This is a genomic window from Micromonospora sp. NPDC048170 (genome assembly GCF_040652795.1).
Lineage (GTDB): Bacteria > Actinomycetota > Actinomycetes > Mycobacteriales > Micromonosporaceae > Micromonospora.
Genome location: NZ_JBEZMR010000006.1, coordinates 44,613 through 67,069 on the forward strand (window position 1 = coordinate 44,613; position 22,457 = coordinate 67,069).

Genomic DNA, 22,457 nt, shown 5'->3' on the forward strand with positions numbered 1-22,457 from the left:
GGACCTGCCGCTACGCCGGGATCGCCGCTACACCGGGATTCGCCGCGGTGCCGGGACCGTCACGGCCGCCGGGGACCCGTCCCGGCGTCGTCCGGCCGGGACCGCGCCTCAGTCGAGGACGGCGTCCAGGGTGCGTCGGGCGGTCTCGGCCATGACCGGGTTGCTGTCGACGTAGTAGGAGAGGGCGCCGATGGCCTGGACCACGGCCCAGCCCCGCCCGCGTGCCCAGGTCGCGTCGTCGACCCCGAGCACCCGCCGGTAGGTCTCCCGCGCGTCGGGCCGCAGCAGGTTCCACGCCGGCATGAGGTCGACCGCCGGGTCGCCGACGCAGGCCGTCTCGAAGTCGATGACCGCCGCGAGCCGGCCCTCGCGGACCAGCAGGTTGCCCGGCATCAGGTCGGCGTGGAGCCACACGTCGGGCCCGTCGTGCACGGGCGCGTCCCGGCACTCCCGCCAGATCCGGGCGAGCCGCGCGGTGTCGGTCAGGCCGACGCTGTCGGCCAGGCACCCGCGCACGAAGTCGTCCCGGCCCGCCAGCGGGCCACCCCGGGAGTGCCCGGACCACACCAGACCGCCGGTGTCGACGTCGTGCAGCGCCCGGACGAACCCCGCGAGGTCGCGGGCGAACCCGACCGGGTCGCCGATGCTCCGGTCGCTCGCGGTCTCGCCGGGAATCCAGCGGTACGCGCTCCACGGCCCCGGGTAGCCCTCGCCCGGCTCGCCGAGGGCCAGCGGCTCGGGAACCGGCAGCGGCACGTGCGGCGCGAGGCGGCGGACGTTCTCCTGCTCCCGTCGCAGGTCCTCGCGGAGTTCGGGGTCGAGGCCGGGGCGCAACGGGAAGCGCAGCACGATGTCGTCGCCGAGGCGGAAGAGCACGTTCACGGTGCCGTACGAGGTGACCGGGCGCACCGGCCGGTCACGCCACAGGGGAAACTGGTCGGCGACGAGGGCGGCGACGACGTCCACGGTGACGTCGACCTGGTCGGCATGCATCTTCACCGGCCGATCCTCGCTGCCGGCCCACGGACTGGTCGACCCGTTTTCGGCCCCCGGCCATGCCCGGTGCCGGCCGTCCCGCCGGAACGCGCAGGGGCCGGCCCCGTGCGGGCCAGCCCCTGCCAGGGGTCGGCTCAGGACGAGTAACCGCGCTCGGCGATCCAGTTGGCGACCTTCTCCAGGGTCATCCAGTACTCGCCCTCGGGGGCGGCCGGGTCGGCGATCCGGACGAGGTCGCCGCCGTCCCGGTAGCCCACCAGGGTCAGGTAGTGCCCACCCTCGTACGAGTGCGGGTTGCCGGCGGTGTCGACCGCGGTGCCCTTGATGTTGGCCACCACCGGCCGGCCCCTGTCCAGCGCCGCGACGACGTCGGACCGCAGCCGGTCGACCTGCTCCGGCTTGGCCACCGGGTCCGGGATCTCGGTGGTCCGGTACCCGCCGCCGGTCAGCTCGTTGAGCACCCGGGTGGTGTCCAGGGCCGAGTCGGTGCCGGCCTCGGTGGTACCCAGCTTCTTCGCGACCTCGTCCTGAGGGAGCGCCTTGCCCAGCGCCGAAAGGGCGATGCGGGTCGCGGCCGGGCCGCAGTAGTAGAAGTTGGGCTGCGCCTGGTACTCGATGCCCACCCTGCGCTCGGCCCGCCGGTCGGCGCGGCCGTTCTTGTCGGCACGGCCGTCCCGGTCGGTGTGCACCGAACCGGCCGGGGTGATCGCCGCCGGTGCCGCCTGGGCGGTCACCGCCGGACCTGCGAGGCATCCGCCGGCGACCAGCAGGCCGACGACGGAGAGGCCGCTCTTCTGGACGATCGGGCTCATGGTCGGGCTCCAATCGGGGGTCGACGCCTCCGGGGGCCGGGGGCGCACAGCACCGGGAGAGGCGCTCGGCTCGGGGGTCTCGGTGGCCCGGGGCGGTCGGCCCACGGGCGTGCTCAGGGGATGCAACGGCCCTGATCAGGCGGGCATTCCGGGCCCAGGCCGGGGCGCGTGCCCCGCCGCACGTCGAGGTTCGTGTCCCGTCCGGGGACGAACCGGTCAGACCGTTACAGGCTTCCCAGCAGGCGGGTCACGGTGATCTCGATGACCACCCGGTGCGGATTCGGGCGGGGCGTCCGGTAACGCTCGGCGTACCGGCGTTCGGCCTCGGCGACCGCCGCCCGGTCGGAGCGCAGCACGGCCCGTCCCTCGATGGTGAGCCAGCGTCGTCCGTCGACGTGGCAGACGGCCACCGGGGCGCCCCCCGGCCCCGCGGCGGCGACGTGTCGCGCCTTGCGGGACGCCCCGTCGGTGATCACCCGGGCCAGGCCCGTCGCCGCGTCGAAGGTGACCCCCACCGGTACGACGTGCGGGGTGCCGTCCGGGCGCGGAGTGGTCAACGTGGCCAGGTGCCGTTCCCGGCAGAACGCGACGACCCGTTCGTCCTGCGGTGTCAGTCGACGGTCGCCCGGCATGTCCGTCCCCTGTCTTGCGCGGTTGCGGCACCGATCATGGCAGCGCGGCACCGATCGTGGCAACGCGGCACCGATCGTGGCAACGCGGCACCGATCGTGGCAACGCGGCACCGACCAGGCACCGCGGCACCGATCATGGCACGCGGCGGCGGGCCCGGTCGGGGTCGGACGGCGCGTCGGGTGTGCCGGGCAGCGGGGCGTTCGCGGCGCGACGCCGCCGGACCAGCCGGCCGAGGTAGAGCAGCGCGCCGGTCAACACCGCCATGTCGTCCAGGTAGATGGGGTCGGGAAGCAGGTCCACCGGCAGGATGGTGTAGATCAGCGCGCCGTAGAAGGCGACCTTGCCGTTCACGCCGAGCGTGCCGAGCAGCCGGCGGGCGCGGATCACGCGGACGGCCAGCACCACCGCGCCGACCAACGTGGCGACCGCCACGACGCCGACGACGACCCACGCCTCCCTGGACATACCGTCACGCTAGCCCAGCGGAACCGGTTCCGCCCGGTCCTGCCGGTCAGTACGCGACGACCGCCGCCCGGCCCTGGGCCACCGCCGGCACCTCCCGGCCGGTCACCGTCGGAAACTCCCGGGTCTGCTCCACCGCCGAGGCGCCCTCGATCAGCGGCAGCAGCGACTGCGACTCCTCGGGTTGGCGGTTGACCGCGGCGAACGTCTCCTCCCGCAGGCTGCGCGCCGCCTCGGCGGCGGTCTCGGCGGCCCGCCACGCGGCCTGCTCCCGCTCCCGGGCCGCCTGCTGCCGGGCGAGCAGGTTGTCCCGTACCGCCCGGCGCAGCACCAGCTCCTGCTCGACCGGGTGCAGCCGGGGGTCCCAGCCGTTGCGGTGCGCGAAGACGTCGCTGAGCTGCTCCACCGACAGATCCTTCCGCCAGTACGCGTCGAGGGCGGCCCGGTGCAGGAAGCGCTCGCGCTCGGCGTACTCGGCGGGCGTCCGCACGGTACGCGGAAGGGGCATCGCCTCGGCGACGGCCAACCGGCGGACGTCCGCCTCGGCGGCCTCGTACGCCTGCCAGGCGGCCTCGACCTCCTCCTGTGCGGTCAGCCACTCGGCCCGCAGCCGGGCGGCGGTGGTGGCGGACCGTTCCGCGGCCACCGCGACCTCCTCGGCGTACCGGGAACGCTCGCGCGCCTCCTCGGCCCGTTCCAGCTCGCTCGGCATGGCGGCGCGACGGATCCGGGAACCGGCGTCGAACCGGAGCCGGCCGGGCCGCAGCAGCAGGCCGGCCACGGTGACGGCGACGACGCCGAGCAGGCTCAGCCAGATCACGGCGGCCCGGGGCACATCGAGCAGGACGGAGGAGAACACGTTTTGCATGGTCAGCACCTCGCAATCGATCGAGGGAATCGACAGGGTCTGTGCCCGGCGTGCGGGCGGGTGGGCACTCGCGGGCCGCGTGCGGGGCGTACGGCTCCGGCAGCGGGCGGCCCCGGGGCGGCAGGCCGACGGGCGGACGCCGGCGACGTGGCGTCCGGAGCATCGGGGCGGGGTGGACGGACGCGTCGTACGACGGCGGTCCGTGGCGGCCGGTGCCCCGGATGCGGAGCCGGTGGCCGACGGGTCAGGCGGTGGGCGGACCGCGCCGGGCGGGAACACCCCGGCCGGGGCCACGGGCGGGGGCGTCCGGGCGGGCGGCCGGAACGGTGGAGGCGCCGGCCGAGGTGTCGGCCCGACGGGCCGTCTGCGGGGCGGCGGTGTGGTCGGCCTGCTCGGCCGTCGGCCCGTGAACCGGCAGCGACTGTGCGGCTCGAAGGCTCGCGGCGGCCGGACCGACGGCGATGACGGCGGCCGGACCGGGGACGGCGGCGGACGGCGTCGGTGCGGTGGCCGCACCTCCGAGGCCCACGGCGAGCACCAGCGCGGCGAACGCCAGCCGGGTCAGCTCACGCAACGAGCGCAGCGTGACCGACCAGAACGGGTCGACGGACGCTACGGACGGCACCCGTCCAACCTATCGCCCGGGCCAGGCTCATGCAGCGTGGCGACGGCCCGGGATCGGGTGACAGCCACCACCATGTCCGAAGTGGATCACCGGATCGGAGAGCGGCGCGTTCGCCGTAAACGATGCGGACGTGCGACGGCCCACCCGGTGGTGCGCCCGCCGGATGGGCCGTTGTCGTGCGAGTGTGCGTCAGCCGTCGGTGCCGAGCACGGGCGGAGCGGCGGCGGCGCCGTCCCCCCAGACCATGTCGTCCTCCGTCAGCCAGGTCAGCCGGCCGTCGGCGTCGTCGTCGTGCACTCCCTGACCGGCGCCGAGGATGCCGTGGCGGTTGCCCGCACCGCGGGCGCCACCCGGCCGCCCGGCACCGGTGGCCGCCCGGTCGCCGGCCCCCTGCCGTGCGCCGTCCCGCGAGTTGTCGAAGCGCCGGCCCATCCCCGTCGCGGACCGGTTGTCCGCCACCGGACTGCCGCCGGCGGACCGCACGGCCGAGTTCGGCGCGCTGCCGCTCGAAGCGGCGAGAGCCCCGGTGCCGAGCACACCGCCCGCCGGGCTGCTGCCCTGCGGGCCGAACTGGAGGCCGGCCGAGGCCGTCGAGGTGCCGCCCGGCCCGCCAGGGCCCGTCACGGGGGCCGGGCTGGTGGTCAGGGGCGTGGCCCCGGCGAGGGAGGTGCCCGTGTCCACGATGCCGGGCGCGCCGCCGACCGCGCCGCCGCCCGGATGTCCGCCGCCGACGGCGCCCGGGATGAGAGCCCCGGAGTCGCCGCCGCCCGGTCCGGAGCCCGGCCGGTCGGGCGCCGCGACGGTCGCCTTGTCCCGCCGGCCGGTGAGGCCGGTGGTGGTCGGCGTGGCCGTCGGCGTGGTGGCGCCCGGCCCGCTGCGCGGGGTCGTGGAGGGATCGCGGCTGGTCAGGCCCGGGGTGTCGGGGTGCGGCGGAGGCGGCGGGACGAGCCGGCCGTACGCGGAGAGGTCATAGCCGGCGGCCAGCTCGGCCACCACGTTGACCATGCGCTTGTGCGCCTTCTCCTGCTCGGCCTTGTCCTGCTGGTGGCCCAGCAGCCCGCCGACCACCATGCCCGGCACGCCGAACACGGCACCCTTGGCCGCGCCGGAGATCGCCTGGTCGTGGTCGTCGGTCTCGGCCGGGCTCTCCGCCTGCTTGCGGGCGGTGCGCAGCTCGCCGGCCATCAGGGTCAGGCCCCGGCTCACGTCCGCCATGCCCTCGCCGAGCTTGTCGGCGTAGTCGGTGACGAGCGTCAACCGGCGCTGGAACTCCTGCGAGGCCGAGCCCGTCCAGGTGTTGGCGAGCTTGTCGAGGTCGCCGCTGAGCTCGCGGGACAGCCCGTCGAGCATGCCCTTGAGCGACGTCCACTGCGCGGCGACGCCGTCGATCTGACCCGGCTGGCCGGCCATCACGGCGTCGTAGAGCTCCTGATGGCTTACGGGCTGGTAGCGGCTGGTGTACTCAGACACGGGGAGCCTCCTTCCGCTTCAGCGCGTCGTCCACCCCGTTCAGCGCGGCGGAGATGTCGGCGGAGTTGGCCGCGTTGCGCTCCTCGGCGGTGCGGTAGTTGGCCAGGATCGTCGCGGTGGCACTCTGCGCCGCCTTCACCGCGGCACGCAGCCGGTCGACCTGGTCCACGTAGGACTGCTGGATCTCGGAGTAGCGGCGGGAGTTCTGCGTGGCGTCGGTGAACGAGCCCAGCGCCGGGGGCCGGCACTGCATCTCGGTGCTCAGCTTCCGCAACGCCTTCTCCGCCTCGGCCAGCCGGTTGGCCAACTTCTGGTGGAAGTCTTCCAGGGACATCAGGTCGACTGTCGTGCGCCCGGTCATGGCAGCATCCCCGTACGTCATCGTCGATAACCGTTGGCAGGGCACAGGTTAGTCGACCGGCGCGACTCGGGCGACCCGCCGCCGGCACCGATCCACCAGGTGCGTACTCAGTCGCCCGACCCGGGGGAGGCCGGCGACGTGCCGGGAGAGGCCGGCGCCTTCGACGTGGGTCCGCGGGAGGGCGCCGCCGGCGTGCCGGACGTGCCGGACCGCTCCGGCGTCGGGCTTGCCGGGGGCTTCGTGGGGCTGGCTGTCGGCTTCGCCTGGCCGCCCGTCGGGGCCGACGGCGCGGGGCCGGGCGCGAAGTGGGAGAGCGCGTCGTCCCGCGAGAGGGTCGGCCCCGTGGGCACGAGGGCCAGCAGCGACGCGGGTACGGCCAGCGGGGTGACCCCCTCGTAGCCGAGGGCCGACATGGCGCCGACGCCGAGCGGGTAGCGGACCCCCTGGGCGCTGATCAGGTAGACGGTGGCGCCGGGGGCGGCCGTGCCGCTCTCGCCCGAGCCGGGCGTGGCCTGCACGAGCACGCCCTTGCCGCCGGGCAGCAGCACGCCCTCGGCGGTACGCACCCCGTCGCGCGCGCCCTGCCGCACCGGGACCGCGCCGGCCGCGGCCAGCTCCGTCGGCACGCGGTCGAAGACCTCCAGCGTGGTGGTGGGCGGCCCGCCGTCGGCGCCCGCCCGGTAGGTCGCGCAGATCGCCGTCCGGCCCGCGGTGGCCGGGTGCAGCGCGGGAAGGGCCTGCGGCATCCCCGCCTCCTCCGCCCGCTGGTCGGTCAGCAGCCTGCCGGCCTGCGCCGGGGTGATGTCGGTGACCTGGCCGCCGTCGCGCAGCAGCAGCAGCGCGCTGATCTCGCCGATCGCGGAGAGCCCCTCCCGGGTGAGCACGTAGTGCTGGCCCGCCGCCCGGAAGACCTGGCCGACCCTGGCCGGGCGCTCGAGCAGGCTGCTCGCCTCGTCCTCACCGGCGATGGCCGGCTTGCGCAGCACCGGCCCGGCCGGCACGGCGTTGAGCAGCTGCTGCCCCACCGACAGGCGGGGCGCGTTGGCCATCCGCAGCGCGGCCAGCGCCGAGTCGCCGCCCGTCACCTGCAACCGCCGGTCGCCGGTGAGCAGGTGCCGCTGGCCGTCGGCCTCCACCAGCACGCCCCGGTCGCCGAGCGGCGCACCACCGGGCAACGGGCGGTCGATCACCACCCGGGTGCCGGACCGGCGGGGATCGGCCGCGTCCGGCACGTCGCAGACGGACCAGGGCAGGCCCGTGAGGGACTTGCGGTCCGGCAGCGCGTCGGGGGCGCCGACGATGCCGACCGTACGCCCCCGGGGCCGGTCCCGGATCGACGCCTGGGACATCGTGCGTACCTGCGGGGCCGGCTCGTTGATGATCAGGCGGGCGGAGGCGTAGTTGAGGGTGGGGTGCAGTTGCCCGTCGACGAAGACGTACGTCGCCCCGGTCTCCCGCTCGATCACCAGGGTGTTCGGCTCCAGCGGCGCCGTGTTGCCCGTGAACTGCCCGTACGCGCCGACGCCGCCGAGCACCACGGCCGCGGCGATGACGCTGCCGAAGACCGCCATGCCGAGCCGCCGCATCGGCAGGTTGCTGGTCTCCGGGTCGCCCGACAGCAGCGCCGAGACGATCCGGCGGGTGACGAAGCGGTACGCCTGCACCTGATCGCGGCGGGTCCGCATTACTTACCTCCGGCGGGGGGTGGGTCCGCGACGAGCAGGTCCGAGTCGGTGTCGCGGGCTTCCCTACGATAAGGGGCCGTCGACGGGTCACCGGGACCAGCGCCCGACCTGATCCGGCGGACGCTCCGCCGTCCAGAAAGGACTGTCAGCGATGACGCAGGTTCAGGCGCCACCCGGTCGTCCGGCACCGCAGCCGTCCGGCGTCGCCCAACGGCCGGTCGTGCCGGCGGGCGGGCGCGACCGCGGTCGGATCGGGCCCGTGGCCGTGGGGCAGCTCGTGGTGCTGGAACTCTGCGCCCTGGCCGTCTGGGCGGCGCTGGGCGGGCCGGTCTGGCTGGCCGGCGCCGTCGGGGCGCTGTCGCTGGCGGTGGTGGTCGCCGTCTTCGCCCGACGGGGTGGCCGCTGGTGGTACGAGGACCTGCTGCTGCGCCAGCGGCTGCGGCGGCGACGGGAGGCGGCCAGGAGCACCGTCGCGGCCGGCGGCGGGGCCGATCCGAGGCTGGCCGCCCTGGCCCCGGAGTTGACTGTGACGGAGCTCACAGATCGCGGCATGCGCCTCGGCATCGGGCAGGACGCCCAGGGCTGGTTCGCGGCGGTGGCGTTGCAGGGCCGCGCCGGGGCGCCCGCCGGGTCGGTCGAGGCGTCGGTGCTGGACCGGGCGGTGCGGGTGCTCGCCGACTTCACCGGCCCGGTCACCCGCGCCCAGGCGATCTCGCACACCCTGGTCTGGTACCCGGCGCCGGGCGCGCCACCCGCGGCCCACCGGACGGTCTGGCTCGCGCTGCGGCTCTCCGTACGCGACGCCCGCGTCGAGACCGTCAGCCGGGGCGGCGGCGTGCACGGCGTGCACCGCACACTCTCCGCCGGGATCGGCCGGCTGGGCAAGGCGCTGACCGCGGCCGGGCTCGCCCACCGCCCCCTCAGCCGCGACGAGCTGCGCGCGGCGGTGGTCTCGGCGGCCGGGCTGGACCTGGCGCCGACGCCTCCGGCGGAGACCTGGACCGGACTGCGCGGCGGCGGCTGGACCCAGCGCTGCCTGGTCCTGCGTCCCCGGGCCGACGCGCCGTTCGGCCCGCTGGTGGACGCGGTGACGGCGACGTCCGCCCCGTCGCACACCCTGGCCGTCGTGGTGCTGCCGGCCGGGCGGGTCGCCCCGCCGATGCTCCGGGTCGCGGCGCCCGACGACCACGTGGAGGCGCTGGTCAAGGCGGTGCGGGAGGTGGCGCGCCGGTCCGGTGCCCCGGCCCGCCCGGTGGACGGCCAGCACGGCCCGGGCGTCTACGCCACCGCCCCGGTCGCCACCACCGTCACGACCCTGCACCCGACCGACTGAGAACGAGGGACGGGAGAGCGGGTCAGGGCCGGAGGTTGACGATCCAGCCGTAGAGGCCGACGACCCAGACGGCCAGCGGGACCAGCGCGATGATCAGCAGGATCTCCACGATGTCGAGCAGCCGGCCCCAGACCGGGGAGATCCGCTTGCCGGCCACGGTGAGCCCGTAGATCAGGCTCACCACGGCCGCCAGCACCAGGCCGCCGAGGATCAGGCCGAGGCGTACCGCCGTCGAGCCGTTGCCGAACGTGGCCGCGGCAGTCAGGCCGAGCCCCGCGGTGCCGGCGAACAGCACCGGGGTGCGCTGGGCGCGACCCAGGAACGGCCGGGCCCGCAGCAGCGACAGCAGGGCCAGCACGAGGCAGAGCAGCACCGCCGGCAGGCTGCCGTGCAGCGCGAGCACCACCTGGGCGCCGAGCACCAGCAGCGACACCGTCCAGAGCAGGCCGGTCAGGAACTCGTCGGCCCGTTCGCTGAGCTGGAGGACCTGCCGGCCGTCCACCGACTCGGTGTCGCTCTTCAGGTCGTCAGGACCGGTCGGGATGGACGGAACCGGCAACCGGGCCAGCCGGTACGCCGCCATCGGCAGCGCCGGCACCGCCCCGAACGAGACCGCGGCGACGATCGCCGCGGCGGCCGGCGCGTCGGTGTCGAAGACCAGGCTGACCAGCGCGCCGAGACCGGTGAGGGCACCGACCCCGACCGCGCCGAAGAAGAGCGGGAGCCGGTCGCCGACGGCCAGGGCGGCCACCGCCGCGCAGAGCACCACCGCCGTGGTGCCGAGGAGCACGTGCGGGGCGGCCAGCCCGGACAACGGGCGGTCGCCGGCGAGCACGAGCAGGCCGCCGACGCCCGCGTACGCCAGACCGACGACCCCCAGCACCGACCCGGTCGCGCTGTCGGCGGCGGCCCGGGACAACACGGCCGCGGCGACGACCAGGGCGACCGCGACGACCAGCGCGGCGACCGCGCCGGGCAGGTGCGGCGGCCCGGTGAACAACGCCGCCACCGCGCCGGCGCCGAGCGCCGCGGCGGCGAAGAACACCGCGAAGGAACGGGTGGTGCCGACCTGCCAGGCGCCCGGGCGCTGGTTGGTGGCGGTGGCCACGGCGTCGACCACGTCATCGAAGACGATCTCCGGCGCGGTCGCGGACCGGGGATTGAAGTAGAGGACCTCGCCGTCGCGGATGCCGAGCTGCGTGGCGGTCCGGCCGCCGTCCAGCGGCTGGCCGCCGAGCCGGGCCAGGCTCCAGCCGCCGTGCCGCACCCCCTCGTCGGCCAGGTCCTCACCCGCGTAGCGGAGCAGCGTCGGCAGCAGGTCGGCGAGCGGTACGTCGGACGGCAGCGCGAGATCCATCCGGGTGCGGGGTGCCACGATGGTGATCCGGCTCAGGCCGCCGGTCGCCGTCTTCGTCGCCACAGTGGCCTCCTCGCGCTCTTCTACGATCACCCCTGGCCGGCGGTGCCGACGCACGGGTTCCTGACGCCCACGGGAGATTACCTACGATGGCGGGCACGTACGATGCCCACCCGGACGACTCCGGTCGCTCGCCGAACTTCATCAGGGCCGCTTCTGGGAGGAGACAGCCGTGAGCACGGTGGTGTTCCGCCGGCTCCCGCGTCAGCCGGGGCCTGCGCTGCCGCGAGGCGAGGTGCTGCTCGAGTCGCCTCCGGAACTGCCCGAGCCGACCCCACGCGGGATGGGGCAGCTGCTGATGATCCTGCCCATGGTCTGCGGCGTGGGCGCCATGGCGTTCCTCTACGCCGGCCGGGGCGGCGGCACGATGACCTACATCGCCGGTGGCCTCTTCGGTGTCTCGATGCTGGGCATGGCGATCGGGTCGCTGAGCAACGGCAACAACGACAAGGCCGAGCTGAACGCCGACCGGCGCGACTACATGCGCTACCTGGCCCAGATGCGCAAGCGCACCCGGCGCGCCGCCGAGCAGCAGCGGGCGGCGATGGCCTGGCGGCACCCGGAGCCGGACGCGCTCTGGTCGATCGGCGCCTCCCGGCGGCTGTGGGAGCGGCGGATCACCGAGGACGACTTCGGCGAGACCCGGATCGCCACCGGTCCGCAGCGCCTGGCCGTGGAGATCGTCCCGCCGGAGACCAAGCCGGTCGAGGACCTGGAGCCGATGAGCGCCATCGCGCTTCGTCGCTTCGTCCGCGCCCACTCGACCGTGCCGGACCTGCCGACCGCGCTCTCGGTACGGGCGTTCAGCCGGGTGGTGCTGCGCGGCGACCGGGAGCCGGTGCTCGACCTGACCCGGGCCGCGCTCGGCCAGCTCGCCACCTTCCACGCCCCGGACGACATGGTCGTCGCGATCGTCGCCGCGCCGGACCGGCAGGCGGCCTGGGACTGGGTCAAGTGGCTGCCGCACAACCACCACAGCGCCCGGACCGACGCGGCGGGCGCGCGCCGGATGGTCTTCGCGAGCCTCGCCGAGGCAGAGGAGTCGCTCGCCGACGAGCTGGCCGGCCGGCCCCGGTTCGCGCCGGAGGCGAAGCCCCTGACCGCCGCGGCGCACCTCGTCGTGGTGATCGACGGCGGTGAGGTCTCGGCGGCCTGCCAGCTCATGGGGCCGGGGCTGCTCGGCGCGACCGTGATCGACCTCTCCGGCACCGTGCCCCGCGACGCCGGCCGCTGGCTGCTCTGCCTCGACGTGGGCGACGGCAGCTCCCTCGAACTGGTCCGCGGCACGTCCTCGTCCCGGCTCGGCCGGCCGGACCGGCTCACCGAGGCCGCGGCCGAGGGGCTGGCCCGGCAGATCGCCCCGTACCGGCTGTCGCAGCAGCAGACCACCTCGGACGAGCCGCTGGCGAAGAGCATGGAGCTGCCGGACCTGCTCGGCATCGGCGACGCCGCCGCGGTCGACGTGCAGTACACCTGGCGCCCGCGCAGCCACCGCGACCGGCTGCGCATCCCGCTCGGCGTCGGGCCGGACGGCAACGTGGTGGAGTTGGACTTCAAGGAGTCCGCGCACGAGGGCATGGGCCCGCACGGCCTGATCATCGGCGCGACCGGCTCCGGCAAGAGCGAGCTGCTGCGGACGATCGTCGGCGCGCTGGCGGTGACACACTCCTCCGAGGAGCTGAACTTCGTCCTGGTCGACTTCAAGGGCGGCGCCACGTTCGCCTCGCTGGACGCGCTGCCGCACACCAGCGCGGTGATCACCAACCTGGCCGACGAGCTGACGCTGGTCGACCGCATGAAGGACGCGCTGGCCGGCGAGATGAACCGCCGCCAGGAGGTGCTGCGGGCCGCCGGCAACTACGTCTCCCGCTACGACTACGAGAAGGCCCGGGCGGCCGGCGAGCCGCTGGACCCGATGCCCAGCCTGCTGATCATCTGTGACGAGTTCAGTGAGTTGCTCGCCGCGAAGCCCGACTTCATCGACCTCTTCGTGATGATCGGTCGGCTCGGCCGGTCGCTCGGCGTGCACCTGCTCCTGGCCAGCCAGCGGCTGGAGGAGGGCAAGCTGCGCGGCCTGGACACCCACCTGTCGTACCGGATCGGTCTGCGTACCTTCTCGGCCGTGGAGAGCCGGATCGTGCTCGGCGTGCCGGACGCGTACGAGCTGCCCAGCGCCCCCGGCCACGGCTACCTGAAGACCGACACCAGCACCATGCTGCGGTTCCGGGCCGCGTACGTGTCCGGGCCGTACCGGGCGCCGGGGCAGGCCGCCGCGTCGTCGCGGGCGTTGGTGCAGCGCCGGATCGTCCGGTACGGGGTGGACTTCGTGCCGGTGCAGAACCCGACCCTGCCGGTGCCGGACGCGCCCGAGCCGGAGCAGCCCACCGACGGCAAGGCCGTGGCGATGCTGGACGTGCTGATCGACCGGTTGAACGGGCGGGGCCGCCCCGCTCACCAGGTCTGGCTGCCGCCGCTGGCGGAGCCGCCGGGCCTGGGCGAGCTGCTGCCGCCGCTGAGCGTCGACAAGAGGTTCGGCCTCTGCACCGCCTCGTGGGCCGGTCGCGGGCGGCTGGCCGCTCCGGTGGGCATCGTGGACCGGCCGTACGAGCAGCGCCGCGACCCGATGCTGGTCGACCTCTCCGGGGCCGGCGGCAACGTGGTGATCGTCGGCGCCTCGCTCAGCGGCAAGAGCACGATGCTGCGCTCCATGCTCGCCTCGCTCGCGCTCACCCACACCCCGCGTGAGGTGCAGTTCTTCTGCCTCGACTTCGGTGGTGGCGCGCTGCGCAGCCTGGACGGGCTGCCGCACACGGCCGGCGTGGCCGGGCGGCGGGACACGGAGGCGGTACGCCGCACGGTGGCCGAGGTGGTGGGCGTCCTGGACGACCGGGAGAACCGGTTCGCCCAGCACGGCATCGACTCGGTGGCCAGCTACCGCCGTCGCCGGGCGGCCGGGGAGTTCGCCGACGACCCGTTCGGCGACGTCTTCCTCGTCGTCGACGGCTGGAACACCCTGCGCCAGGAGTACGAGGAACTGGAGCAGACCATCACCACCCTGGCCAACCGCGGCCTGGGCTTCGGCGTGCACGTGGTGCTGACCGCCGTCCGGTGGGCGGAGATCCGGATCAACATGCGGGACCTGCTCGGCACCAAGCTGGAACTTCGTCTCGGTGACCCCAACGAGTCGGAGATCGACCGGCGGGCGGCGGCGAACGTCCCGAGCGGCTCGCCCGGTCGTGGCCTGACCCGCGACAAGCTGCACTTCCTCACCGCCATCTCCCGGATCGACGGCCGGCGCGACATCGACGACCTGACCGAGGCGTCCATCGCCCTGTCCCGGCACGTCACGGAGGCCTGGACCGGCCAGCCGGCCCCGAAGGTGCGGCTGCTGCCGCGCAAGCTGTCCGCCAGCGAGCTGGCCCGGGTCGTCGACCGGTCGGCGCCGGGCCTGCCCATCGGCGTCAACGAGTCGGCGCTGGCCCCGGTCTACCTCGACCTCGTCAACGAGCCGCACCTGACGGTCTTCGGGGACGCCGAGTGCGGCAAGACCAGCCTGCTGCGGCTGATCGCGCGGGGCATCACGGAGCGGTACACCCCGGCCCAGGCCCGGCTGGTCATCGCCGACTACCGGCGCGGTCTGCTCGGCGCGGTCGAGGGGGACCACCTGCTCGACTACGCGCCGTCGAACCAGGTGTTCGCGCAGGGGCTCGGCTCGATCCGCAGCGCCCTGTCCAACCGGCTGCCCGGCCCGGACGTCACCACCGCGCAGCTGCGCGACCGCAGCTGGTGGAAGGGACCGGACCTCTACGTCCTGGTCGACGACTACGACCTGGTCGCCTCGGGCGGGAACAACCCGCTCAGCGCCCTGCACGAGCTGCTGCCCCAGGCCCGCGACATCGGCCTGCACCTCATCATCACCAGGCGGGTGGGTGGCGTGGCCCGGGCGCTCTACGAGCCGGTCCTGCAACGCCTGCGCGAGCTGGACCAGCCCGGCCTGCTGATGTCCGGCAACCGCGAGGAGGGCGCGGTCTTCGGCACGCTGCGGCCGAGCCCGCAGCCGCCGGGCCGGGGCACACTGGTGCGCCGGCGGGACGGCCAGCAGCTCATCCAGACGGCCTGGTCAGAGCCGGGCTGAGGGGATGCCGCGCCAGTCCGGCCGGGCTGACGGGGCGGACCGACGGGACGGCATCCGGTAACCTGCGGCACGAGCGCCGCAGCCGACGAGAGGACCGCTTTGAGCACATCGTGGACGCCCCCGGGCGGGGGAGCGGCCGGCCTCGAGGGACTTCTGCGGCAGGCGCAGGAGCAGCAGCGCAGGCTCGCGGACTTCCAGCGGCAGCGCGCCGAACTGCGGGTCACCGGCGAGAGCCCGGACGGCCTGGTCCAGGTCTCCGTCGACGGTGACATGAAGGTCGGCGACATCGAGATCAACGCGCGGGCGATGCGGCTCGACAGCTTCGACCTGGCCGAGTCCCTCCAGGCCGCGATCGACGCCGCGTACTCCGCGCACGCGGAGCGGCAGCGCGAGCTGGTGGAGGAGATGGTCGGCGGCGCGGACCTGGTCCGGCAGGCCGAGGCGGGCAAGGTCACCCCGGAGGACTGGTTCCGCCACTTCGGGGTGGACCTCAACGACCCGCTGCGCCGGCTGCGCGGCTGACGGTAAGGGGAGGACAGTGGCGAACGAGGTCGACGTCGGCGCGATTCGGGGCGCCGCCAAGAAGCTCGCCGCGGAGGACGGCCCGAAGGCCTTCCTGCGGAACGCGAAGGAGAAGCTGGACGAGGTCAAGCTGTCCGGCCTGTCCATGACCATCCTGGGCATCGGTGCCGTGGGCCGGCACAACGCGGTGATCGACGAGCACGTCGACAACCTGCGCACCGGCATCGAACACCTGCAGAAGGCCGCCGACAACCTCGAGAAGACCGCAAGCAACTGGGAGAAGTCGGACCAGCCCTGGGTGGTCAAGTGATCCCGCAGGCGCAGGACGCAGGGAGGCCCTGATGCCGGAGATCCTGATCGCCAATTCCTCGGGTTCGGTGGTGGGGACGCACAGCGTCGCTGCGCAGACCGCGCCGGTCCGTACGCTGGCCGGTGCGGCCCGCGCCAACTGGGCCTGGCTCGTCGGCGCCGGCGTCCTCATCATCGCGATCGTCCACCTCGAGTCCTTCGACAACGACGAGATCTCCAAGGCCGTCAAGAACTGGGGTGACGCGGCCGCCTATCTCGGTGGGGACCAGTTCGGCAAGGCGATGGAGAGCGTGCCGCCGTCCGCCGAGGAGTGGAACTTCGAGGACCGTGAGGCGTTCGACAAGTTCGTGCTGCAGCTCAACATGGAGGTCTCGGCCCTCGCCGACGCGCTCAACGCCAACAAGGACGCGTTGCAGGGGCTCCAGGACCACTACAACGCCGTGATCGACGCGCTGGTCGCCGTGTTGACGACGATCCTGATCGCGGTGATCGCGGCGGTGGCGCTCCAGGCGTTCCCGCCCACCATCCCGCTGGCGAACGCGATCGGGGTGGCCGGCCTCACCGCCAGCATGGCGATCATCGCCTTCGTCTTCCAGGACATCGGGTCGTTGCTCTCCACCATCACGAGCTCGTTCCGGGGTGCCGACGTGCACCAGTTCACCGCCGAGTCCAAGCCGGGCTTCGCGTCGGGGCCCGACCCCGACATCAAGGACGTCAAGATCGACTGGGTGCAGGATTCGGGGTTCTACACGGCCTGAGTGGCCGGACGGAAGGTGGGTGGCACCGTGTGGCAGACAGGCGCGTTCGCGTACGCACTGGTCACCATCCCGGTCTTCGTCGTCCTCGGAGTGGTCGCGCAGCTGACCCGCTCGCGGCTGGCCCGACGGTTGATGGAGATCGTTCTGCTCAGTGGCGTGGCCGCGTTCGCGCTGGCTCTCGGCACCCTCGCGGACGACGGGACGCAGTGGACTCTGGTGGTGCTGCTGGTCGCCCTTTTCGTCGTCGGCGTGGTGATGCACGTCCGCTCGTACTTCCGTTCAGCCTAGGGAAAGTGGCCTCGTCGAGCGGTTGTCGCGCCATGTGGGGCAGGGCTGCGCGGATTGGACACCGTCCGCTACGGTCTTGACTGAGTGTCCGTCGGTGGGTGATTGCCTTGCGGCGGGGGAGGGCGCGGCGACTGCCGCCACAAGATGACGGAAGGGTGTGAAGCATGGCGTTCGAGGTCGAAGCAGCGACTCTACATACCGCCGCGGGTGACGTGCGCTCCACGCGCAGCGATGTCGACGGCGAGCTGAAGAAGCTGTGGAACGTGGTCGACGACCTGGCCATCGCCTGGAAGGGGCAGGCGTCCACCGGCTTCCAGTCGCTGATGCAGCGCTGGAACGAGGACACGGCCAAGCTGCTGACGGCGATGGACAACATCGCCGACCTGCTCGACAAGTCGGGTACGACGCACCAGGTCAACGACGAAGAGCAGCAGCAGATGCTGGACAAGTTCCACTCTGCACTCAACCCGTGATCCGCCGAGACGAGCAGAGGAGGAACTCATGAGCATCAAGGTTGACTACGCGGTCCTCGAGAGCAGCAACCAGCAGATGATGGCCATCTCGAAGACCATCGACGAGAAGCTGGACACGCTGCGTTCGATGCTGTCGAAGCTCCAGTGGGACGGCGAGGACCGGGCTGCGTACGAGCAGCACCAGGCGCAGTGGGACGCCGCCGTCCGGGACATCAACAAGATCCTGAACGACATCGGTGGCGCCGTGGGCATCGCCCGCGAGAACTACGTCAGCACCGAGATGAGCAACGCCAAGGCGTGGAACTGACACAATCGCCGACGCGGCTCCGGTCCGGTTCGACCGGGCCGGAGCCGCGTCGCGTTGTGCGCCGATAGTCCCGGGAGAATCATGCGTGCGAGGAAGCCTTCGTGGCCCAAGCTCAGGCTGACCGTCGCCGCGCTGGCGTTGGTCGTCGGCGCCGGCTCCGGTCCACTGGCCGCGCCGGCTCCGGCACGCGCCGACACGGTACGCGGCCTGCAGTGGTACCTCGACACGCTGAAGATCCCGCAGGCCCACAAGATCACCAAGGGTAAGGGCGTCACCGTCGCGGTCATCGACAGCGGGGTCGACGCGAGCCTCCCGGATCTGCGGGGTCAGGTCCTGCCGGGCAAGGGCGTGGGAGCTGCCACCTCCTCCGACGGCCGGCGCGACGACGACAAGAAGTTGGCCCACGGCACGGCGATGTCGGGGATCATCGCCTCGCGCGGTGGCGGTGAGATGCGGCATCTCGGCATCGCGCCGGAGGCCCGGATCCTGCCCGTCGCACTCGGCCGGCCCTTCGACACGGGGGACGTCGCGGAAGGCATCCGGTGGGCGGCCGACGCCGGCGCGGACGTGATCAATTTGTCGATCGGGTCCGACGTCCAGCCGACCCCCGAGGAGACCGCTGCCGTCCGGTACGCCCTGGACAAGGACGTCGTGCTGGTCGCCTCGGCCGGCAACCGGAAGCAGGGCAACCGGGGCGTCGGCAGCCCGGCGAGCATCCCCGGCGTCATCGCGGTGACCGGCCTGGCGAAGGACGGCGGGCACTTCGCCGAGAGCATCGGCGGGCCGGAGGCCGTGCTCGCCTCGCCGATGGAGGGCATCATCTCCCCCCGGCCGAAGTCGGTCTCGGCCAACGGCTACGGCCTGGGCAGCGGCACCAGCGACGCCGCCGCGATCACGTCCGGCGTGGTGGCGCTGGTCCGCGCGAAGTACCCGGACCTGAACGCGGCCAACGTGGTGAACCGGTTGATCCGCACCGCCCGCGACCAGGGCCCGAGTGGCCGCGACAGTCAGTACGGCTTCGGCGCGATCGATCCGCTCGCGGCGCTGACCCGCTCCGTGCCGGCGGTGGACGCGCACCCGCTGCTCGCCGGTGCCGCCGACGGCGCCGCCCCGTCCGGGGGCGCGGCGACGCCGTCGAAGGACGACGGTCCGGCGGTGTCGATCAGCATGAAGAAGGACACCGGCGCGCTGGTCCAGGGGGCGCTCTGCCTGCTCCTGCCCCTGGCGTTGCTGATCCTCGTGATCGTGCTGGTGCGCCGGTCCCGGCGGAAGGCGGCCACCGGCCCGGCCGGCCCGCCCGGCTACCCGCCGCCCGGCGGCCCCCATGTCGGTCCACCCGGCTATCCGCCCGGTGGTCCGCAGACCGGTCCGCCCGGCTACCCGCCGCCCGGCTATCCGCCGCCCCCCGGTTACCCGCCGTCCGGCGGCGCACCGGGACGGCAACCCGGCAACCCGCAGTTCGGCGCGCCCGGATACCCGCCGCCGGGCGGGACCCAGCCGGGCATGCCCGCACCACCTCAGGCGGGACCCCCGCCCGGGTACGGCCCGACGCCCACCGGCGGACCCAACCCGTACGGAGCGCCGCCGACGCCCCAGGCCGGTACCTGGCAGCCGCCCGGCGCCGCGCCGACAGCACCCCCACCTCCGCCGGCTCCCGGCGGGCACCAGCAGTAAGCCAGATTGTCAGTCGGCGACGGGGAGGAACCGATGACGGACGACCGGACGAGCCCACGGGTGGACAGGACGGAGCAGCCGGAAGAGATCCGGGTGGACACTCCGTACATGCCCATCACCCCGCTGGTGCCCACGGCACACATCAGCGGCATCACGATGGACAACGTCAACCGGGCACAGACCCCCTCCGGCCTGGTGCCGGGGGCCAGCGAGAGCGGCGACAACACGGAGTGGGACGCGTCCAGCCTGGACAGCGCCATCGAGTGGCTCGAGTCGCACGCCTCCTTCCTCAACAAGCAGTCGTACACGATGGTCGAGATCCAGGACAAGATGGGCGGCACGGCTGCCGCGGGTGGCCTGAACGGCGTGGGCGGCGGGGCGACGAGCCCGCTCGGCGCCTTCGACCGGGCGGGAGACCTGGCCCGCAAGCACGGCAGCCTCTTCACCACGACGCAGCAGAGCGTCCGCAAGCTCGCCGAGGACCTCTACCAGGCCGCCAACGCGCTGCGCGAGGTCAAGGAGAACTACGAGACGGCGGAGAAGGCGAACGCCATGTCCGCTGCCGAGATGGAGCGCGCCTTCAGCGAAGCCGCCACCAGCGGATCCAACGGCTGAACGGGGAGGGTGACAGGATGCCGAGCTGGGAAGAGATGTGCCAGCAGATCGTCGTCGCGGGCAGGCCGGGCGACGTCACCAGCGCCGCGCTGGGCTGGGAGCAACTGCTGAAGAACCTGAACTCCGTCAAGGAGAGCCTGGACAAGAACGTCACCGATCTCGGTGAGGTGTGGAAGGGCCCGGCGTACGACTCCTTCAAGACGCACGTCAAGCAGATCGCCACGGACACGGGCCGGGTCGTCGACGACGCCGAGAAGCACAACGGCATCGTCCAGTCGCTGAAGACCGCCGCCGACAAGTTGAGTGCCGCGCAGGCGGACTTCCCCATCCCCGCGAGCTGCGTCAACGACGTGCTCGAGGCGCGCAACGGCCGACTCGTGATCGACACCGGGCTCTTCGAGATGAAGGTCAAGCCCGACTTCCTGGGCCTGCTCGACCCGCTCACCTCGCTCGCCGACTGGATCAACGACAAGTCCGAGGAAGCGGCCAAGGTCTACACCCAGGTCAGCGGCGACTACGTGACCATCGACTCGGGCACGCCCGGTGATGTCAGGCCGGCGATCGACGACCGAAGCCCGGACGTGGATACGCCGAACCTCGACAAGCCGGGCTCGGTGAACCCGAACATCGGCAACCCGAACGTGGGGAATCCGAACGTCGGCAACCCGAACGTCGGCAACCCGAACGTGGGAAACCCGAACATCGACAAGTTCTCTCCGGGGAAGCCGGATCTCGGCATGCCCGACACGAAGACCCCGGACATCGGCTCCGGCGCGCACCCCGACCTCTCCGGCGGTTACCAGCCGGACACCGACAGCCTCGCCGACGACTACGGCAGCGGTCTGGCCGGCGCCGGCGCCCCGACCGTTCCCGCCCTCGGCGGTGGCGGTGGCGGTATGCCCAGCACCTCGGGGCTGGGCGCCGGCGGCGGGCTGGGCTCCGGTGGCGGGTTGGGTGGCGGTGGCGTGATTCCGGGCGGCGGTTCGCTCGGCCGGCCGGTGAGCCCCAACATGGGTCCGATGATGGGCGGCGGCGCGGCCGGCGCCGGTCGCAACGGCGGCCGGGGCGGCGGCAAGCTCGGCGCAGGTGGAATGGCGCCGATGATGGGTGGCGCGGCCGGTGGGGGCGGTCGTGGCGGCGGCCGTGCGGGTGCAGCCGGTGCGGGCGCCAAGGGCGTCGGTGCCGGCGCACGGGGCTTCGGTGGCATGGCCGGCGCGGGTGGTGCCGGCTACGGCGAGGAGGAGACTCCCCGCAACACCTGGCTGGAGGAGGACGACGACGTCTGGGGCGCCGACGGCGGCGGTACGCCCGGCATCCTGCGCTGACAGCGTCGGCTGAGCGCCGTCCACCGCACGGTGGGCGGCGCTCAGCGCTGTCCGGGGCCGTGCGGTGCCCGCCGGGAACGCCCGGTGTCGCTGGTGGGGTGGTACCGGGACGGGCGTCAGCCGGTGGTGACGTCCGCCCCGGACGGGCGGCGGCCCGGGCGCCAGCCCCGACGCCGCCCGCGGATCAGGATCGGCTTGACGGAGAGCAGCAGCCCGGCGATGAGCGCGCCGACGGCGGCGACCCAGAGCGCGACGGTGCCCTGCCAGGCCAGCGGGTCCGCGGTGGAGGGCGGCGGGGGCATCGCGCCGGCCGGCGGGTCGGTACGGGTGCCGAGCAGGCCCGCCACCGCCCGGTACGGATTCACAACCCCGTGTCCGACCTCGGCGTTCTTTCCCTCGGGCGGGCTGTCGGCCGTCCGGAACAGCCGGTCGGCTACCTGCTCCGGGCCGAGGCCGGGGTGGGCGGCCCGGACCAGCGCGGCCACCCCGGAGACGTACGCGGCGGCGAAGCTGGTGCCGCCCTGCGGCTCGAAGAGGTAGCCCTCGCCCCCGGGGGCCGGGCCGAGGATGTTCAGCCCGGGCGCCGCGACGTCGACGTAGTTTCCGCTCACCGAGCTGCCGACGTGGCCGCCCGCCTCGTCCACCCCGGCGACCGCGATCACCCCGGGGTAGGCGGCGGGGAACGCGGGGCGGTCCTGCTGGTTCTCCTGTCGGTTGCCGCTGGCGGCCACCACGACCACCCCCTCGTCGAGGGCGTAGCGGACGGCGTCGGCGAGCTGCTGCCGGTCCTGGGTCACCAGCGACAGGTTGATCACGTCGGCGCCGTTCTGCACCGACCAGCGGATAGCGGCGGCGATCTGCCCGGGCAGCCCCTCGTCGGTGGTGGTCTTGGTGTTGGGCAGTACACGTACGGGAAGGATCCTGGCCTGCGGCGCGATGCCGCTGAACGACGCGCCGGTGCCCTCCTTCCCGGCGATGATGCCGGCGACGATGGTGCCGTGCCCGGCCTCGTCGCAGCGGCCCTCCTGCTGCGGCAGGCCGTTGAAGTCCCGGCCCACCCTGACCTGGCCCTTGAGGACGGGGTGGCTGGCGGAGACGCCGGAGTCGATGACCGCCACCGTGACGCCGGCACCCCGGGAGATCCGCCAGGCCGCCGAGGGTTCGAGTCTCTGCAACGGCCACGGCATCTCGGCGGGGGCGGCGACGCCGTCAGGGCCGCAGTCGGGGACCGCCGCGGCGGCCGGCGACGGAGCGACGACGGTGGTGCCGAGCAGGATCGCAGCCGCTCCACAGAGGACCGCGCGGGCACCACGCCCGGGTCGGCGGGCCGGCCCGGGACCGCCCGGTCGGAAACTCTCGCGCACGCGGTGAGATTACCGCCGTGGGCCG

General features: G+C 73.8%; 22 protein-coding genes. 11 read left to right on the forward strand and 11 right to left on the reverse strand.

Annotation, left to right across the window (positions count from 1 at the left end):
* Positions 1-108 precede the first annotated feature (108 nt).
* The 9 genes from AB0D32_RS12030 to eccB all read right to left on the reverse strand — a co-directional run bounded on the left by AB0D32_RS12030 (position 109) and on the right by eccB (position 7,912).
* Entirely contained in the window at positions 109-993 is an 885-nt protein-coding gene (locus AB0D32_RS12030; RefSeq protein ID WP_357088579.1) for an aminoglycoside phosphotransferase family protein, read from the reverse strand.
* Between the two features lie 137 nt (positions 994-1,130).
* Entirely contained in the window at positions 1,131-1,808 is a 678-nt protein-coding gene (locus tag AB0D32_RS12035; protein ID WP_357088225.1) for a C39 family peptidase, read from the reverse strand.
* A 224-nt stretch (positions 1,809-2,032) separates the two neighbouring features.
* Positions 2,033-2,440: a TIGR03618 family F420-dependent PPOX class oxidoreductase gene (locus AB0D32_RS12040; protein ID WP_357088228.1), complete on the reverse strand. Its 408-nt coding sequence runs from the start codon at positions 2,438-2,440 to the stop codon at positions 2,033-2,035.
* Between the two features lie 133 nt (positions 2,441-2,573).
* Positions 2,574-2,906 carry a YkvA family protein gene (locus AB0D32_RS12045; RefSeq protein ID WP_357088231.1) on the reverse strand — a complete coding sequence of 111 codons (333 nt, stop codon included), beginning with the start codon at positions 2,904-2,906 and terminating at the stop codon, positions 2,574-2,576.
* 46 nt (positions 2,907-2,952) lie between these two features.
* Positions 2,953-3,771, reverse strand: coding sequence for a hypothetical protein (locus tag AB0D32_RS12050; RefSeq protein ID WP_357088234.1), 819 nt, complete (start codon positions 3,769-3,771; stop codon positions 2,953-2,955).
* A 244-nt stretch (positions 3,772-4,015) separates the two neighbouring features.
* Entirely contained in the window at positions 4,016-4,396 is a 381-nt protein-coding gene (locus AB0D32_RS12055) for a hypothetical protein (RefSeq protein WP_357088236.1), read from the reverse strand.
* Between the two features lie 189 nt (positions 4,397-4,585).
* The gene (locus AB0D32_RS12060; RefSeq protein ID WP_357088238.1) at positions 4,586-5,866 is read right to left on the reverse strand and encodes a WXG100 family type VII secretion target; all 1,281 of its coding nucleotides are present in this window, start codon (positions 5,864-5,866) and stop codon (positions 4,586-4,588) included.
* Positions 5,859-6,227, reverse strand: a complete 369-nt coding sequence (locus tag AB0D32_RS12065; RefSeq protein WP_357088241.1) for a hypothetical protein — start codon at positions 6,225-6,227, stop codon at positions 5,859-5,861. The genes AB0D32_RS12060 and AB0D32_RS12065 overlap by 8 nt, the downstream gene beginning before the upstream one ends.
* Before the next feature lie 107 nt (positions 6,228-6,334).
* Positions 6,335-7,912 (reverse strand): type VII secretion protein EccB, encoded by a 1,578-nt coding sequence (gene eccB / locus AB0D32_RS12070; RefSeq protein WP_357088244.1) that lies wholly within the window; start codon positions 7,910-7,912, stop codon positions 6,335-6,337.
* A gap of 151 nt (positions 7,913-8,063) precedes the next feature.
* Between eccB and AB0D32_RS12075 the strand changes: the two genes are divergently transcribed.
* Positions 8,064-9,245 carry a type VII secretion protein EccE gene (locus AB0D32_RS12075; protein ID WP_357088246.1) on the forward strand — a complete coding sequence of 394 codons (1,182 nt, stop codon included), beginning with the start codon at positions 8,064-8,066 and terminating at the stop codon, positions 9,243-9,245.
* A 22-nt stretch (positions 9,246-9,267) separates the two neighbouring features.
* Here AB0D32_RS12075 and eccD read toward each other — a convergent pair whose 3' ends face one another.
* Positions 9,268-10,665, reverse strand: coding sequence for a type VII secretion integral membrane protein EccD (eccD, locus tag AB0D32_RS12080; RefSeq protein ID WP_357088249.1), 1,398 nt, complete (start codon positions 10,663-10,665; stop codon positions 9,268-9,270).
* Between the two features lie 169 nt (positions 10,666-10,834).
* Here eccD and eccCa point away from each other — a divergent pair, with 169 nt between their 5' ends.
* The 10 genes from eccCa (at position 10,835) to AB0D32_RS12130 (ending at position 21,068) form a co-directional block, all read left to right on the forward strand.
* A complete protein-coding gene (gene eccCa / locus AB0D32_RS12085) occupies positions 10,835-14,797 on the forward strand; it encodes a type VII secretion protein EccCa (RefSeq protein WP_357088252.1) in 3,963 nt (1,320 codons plus the stop codon).
* A 99-nt stretch (positions 14,798-14,896) separates the two neighbouring features.
* Complete coding sequence (locus AB0D32_RS12090) at positions 14,897-15,319, forward strand: YbaB/EbfC family nucleoid-associated protein (protein WP_357088255.1); 423 nt, start codon at positions 14,897-14,899, stop codon at positions 15,317-15,319.
* A 16-nt stretch (positions 15,320-15,335) separates the two neighbouring features.
* Positions 15,336-15,629 (forward strand): hypothetical protein, encoded by a 294-nt coding sequence (locus AB0D32_RS12095; protein WP_350920436.1) that lies wholly within the window; start codon positions 15,336-15,338, stop codon positions 15,627-15,629.
* A 31-nt stretch (positions 15,630-15,660) separates the two neighbouring features.
* Positions 15,661-16,386: a hypothetical protein gene (locus AB0D32_RS12100; protein WP_357088259.1), complete on the forward strand. Its 726-nt coding sequence runs from the start codon at positions 15,661-15,663 to the stop codon at positions 16,384-16,386.
* Entirely contained in the window at positions 16,387-16,674 is a 288-nt protein-coding gene (locus AB0D32_RS12105) for a hypothetical protein (RefSeq protein WP_357088262.1), read from the forward strand.
* 164 nt (positions 16,675-16,838) lie between these two features.
* A complete protein-coding gene (locus AB0D32_RS12110) occupies positions 16,839-17,147 on the forward strand; it encodes a WXG100 family type VII secretion target (protein ID WP_101413904.1) in 309 nt (102 codons plus the stop codon).
* Between the two features lie 28 nt (positions 17,148-17,175).
* Positions 17,176-17,454 (forward strand): WXG100 family type VII secretion target, encoded by a 279-nt coding sequence (locus tag AB0D32_RS12115; RefSeq protein ID WP_101413905.1) that lies wholly within the window; start codon positions 17,176-17,178, stop codon positions 17,452-17,454.
* Positions 17,455-17,535: 81 nt separating this feature from the next.
* Entirely contained in the window at positions 17,536-19,128 is a 1,593-nt protein-coding gene (locus tag AB0D32_RS12120; protein WP_357088266.1) for a S8 family serine peptidase, read from the forward strand.
* 33 nt (positions 19,129-19,161) lie between these two features.
* Complete coding sequence (locus tag AB0D32_RS12125) at positions 19,162-19,743, forward strand: hypothetical protein (protein WP_357088268.1); 582 nt, start codon at positions 19,162-19,164, stop codon at positions 19,741-19,743.
* A gap of 17 nt (positions 19,744-19,760) precedes the next feature.
* Positions 19,761-21,068, forward strand: coding sequence for a pentapeptide repeat-containing protein (locus tag AB0D32_RS12130; RefSeq protein ID WP_357088270.1), 1,308 nt, complete (start codon positions 19,761-19,763; stop codon positions 21,066-21,068).
* A 116-nt stretch (positions 21,069-21,184) separates the two neighbouring features.
* On the opposite strand, the gene mycP is transcribed toward AB0D32_RS12130, so the two are convergent.
* Entirely contained in the window at positions 21,185-22,432 is a 1,248-nt protein-coding gene (mycP, locus tag AB0D32_RS12135; protein ID WP_357088272.1) for a type VII secretion-associated serine protease mycosin, read from the reverse strand.
* Positions 22,433-22,457: the final 25 nt, after the last annotated feature.

What these genes read in the sequence shown, in the direction of transcription:
- AB0D32_RS12030 (WP_357088579.1), bottom strand. Translation starts at nt 993, where the DNA reads ATGCATGCCGACCAGGTCGACGTCACCGTGGACGTCGTCGCCGCCCTC.
- AB0D32_RS12035 (WP_357088225.1), bottom strand. Translation starts at nt 1,808, where the DNA reads ATGAGCCCGATCGTCCAGAAGAGCGGCCTCTCCGTCGTCGGCCTGCTG.
- AB0D32_RS12040 (WP_357088228.1), bottom strand. Translation starts at nt 2,440, where the DNA reads ATGCCGGGCGACCGTCGACTGACACCGCAGGACGAACGGGTCGTCGCG.
- AB0D32_RS12045 (WP_357088231.1), bottom strand. Translation starts at nt 2,906, where the DNA reads ATGTCCAGGGAGGCGTGGGTCGTCGTCGGCGTCGTGGCGGTCGCCACG.
- AB0D32_RS12050 (WP_357088234.1), bottom strand. Translation starts at nt 3,771, where the DNA reads ATGCAAAACGTGTTCTCCTCCGTCCTGCTCGATGTGCCCCGGGCCGCC.
- AB0D32_RS12065 (WP_357088241.1), bottom strand. Translation starts at nt 6,227, where the DNA reads ATGACCGGGCGCACGACAGTCGACCTGATGTCCCTGGAAGACTTCCAC.
- eccB (WP_357088244.1), bottom strand. Translation starts at nt 7,912, where the DNA reads ATGCGGACCCGCCGCGATCAGGTGCAGGCGTACCGCTTCGTCACCCGC.
- AB0D32_RS12075 (WP_357088246.1), top strand. Translation starts at nt 8,064, where the DNA reads ATGACGCAGGTTCAGGCGCCACCCGGTCGTCCGGCACCGCAGCCGTCC.
- AB0D32_RS12100 (WP_357088259.1), top strand. Translation starts at nt 15,661, where the DNA reads ATGCCGGAGATCCTGATCGCCAATTCCTCGGGTTCGGTGGTGGGGACG.
- AB0D32_RS12110 (WP_101413904.1), top strand. Translation starts at nt 16,839, where the DNA reads ATGGCGTTCGAGGTCGAAGCAGCGACTCTACATACCGCCGCGGGTGAC.
- AB0D32_RS12115 (WP_101413905.1), top strand. Translation starts at nt 17,176, where the DNA reads ATGAGCATCAAGGTTGACTACGCGGTCCTCGAGAGCAGCAACCAGCAG.
- AB0D32_RS12120 (WP_357088266.1), top strand. Translation starts at nt 17,536, where the DNA reads ATGCGTGCGAGGAAGCCTTCGTGGCCCAAGCTCAGGCTGACCGTCGCC.
- AB0D32_RS12125 (WP_357088268.1), top strand. Translation starts at nt 19,162, where the DNA reads ATGACGGACGACCGGACGAGCCCACGGGTGGACAGGACGGAGCAGCCG.
- AB0D32_RS12130 (WP_357088270.1), top strand. Translation starts at nt 19,761, where the DNA reads ATGCCGAGCTGGGAAGAGATGTGCCAGCAGATCGTCGTCGCGGGCAGG.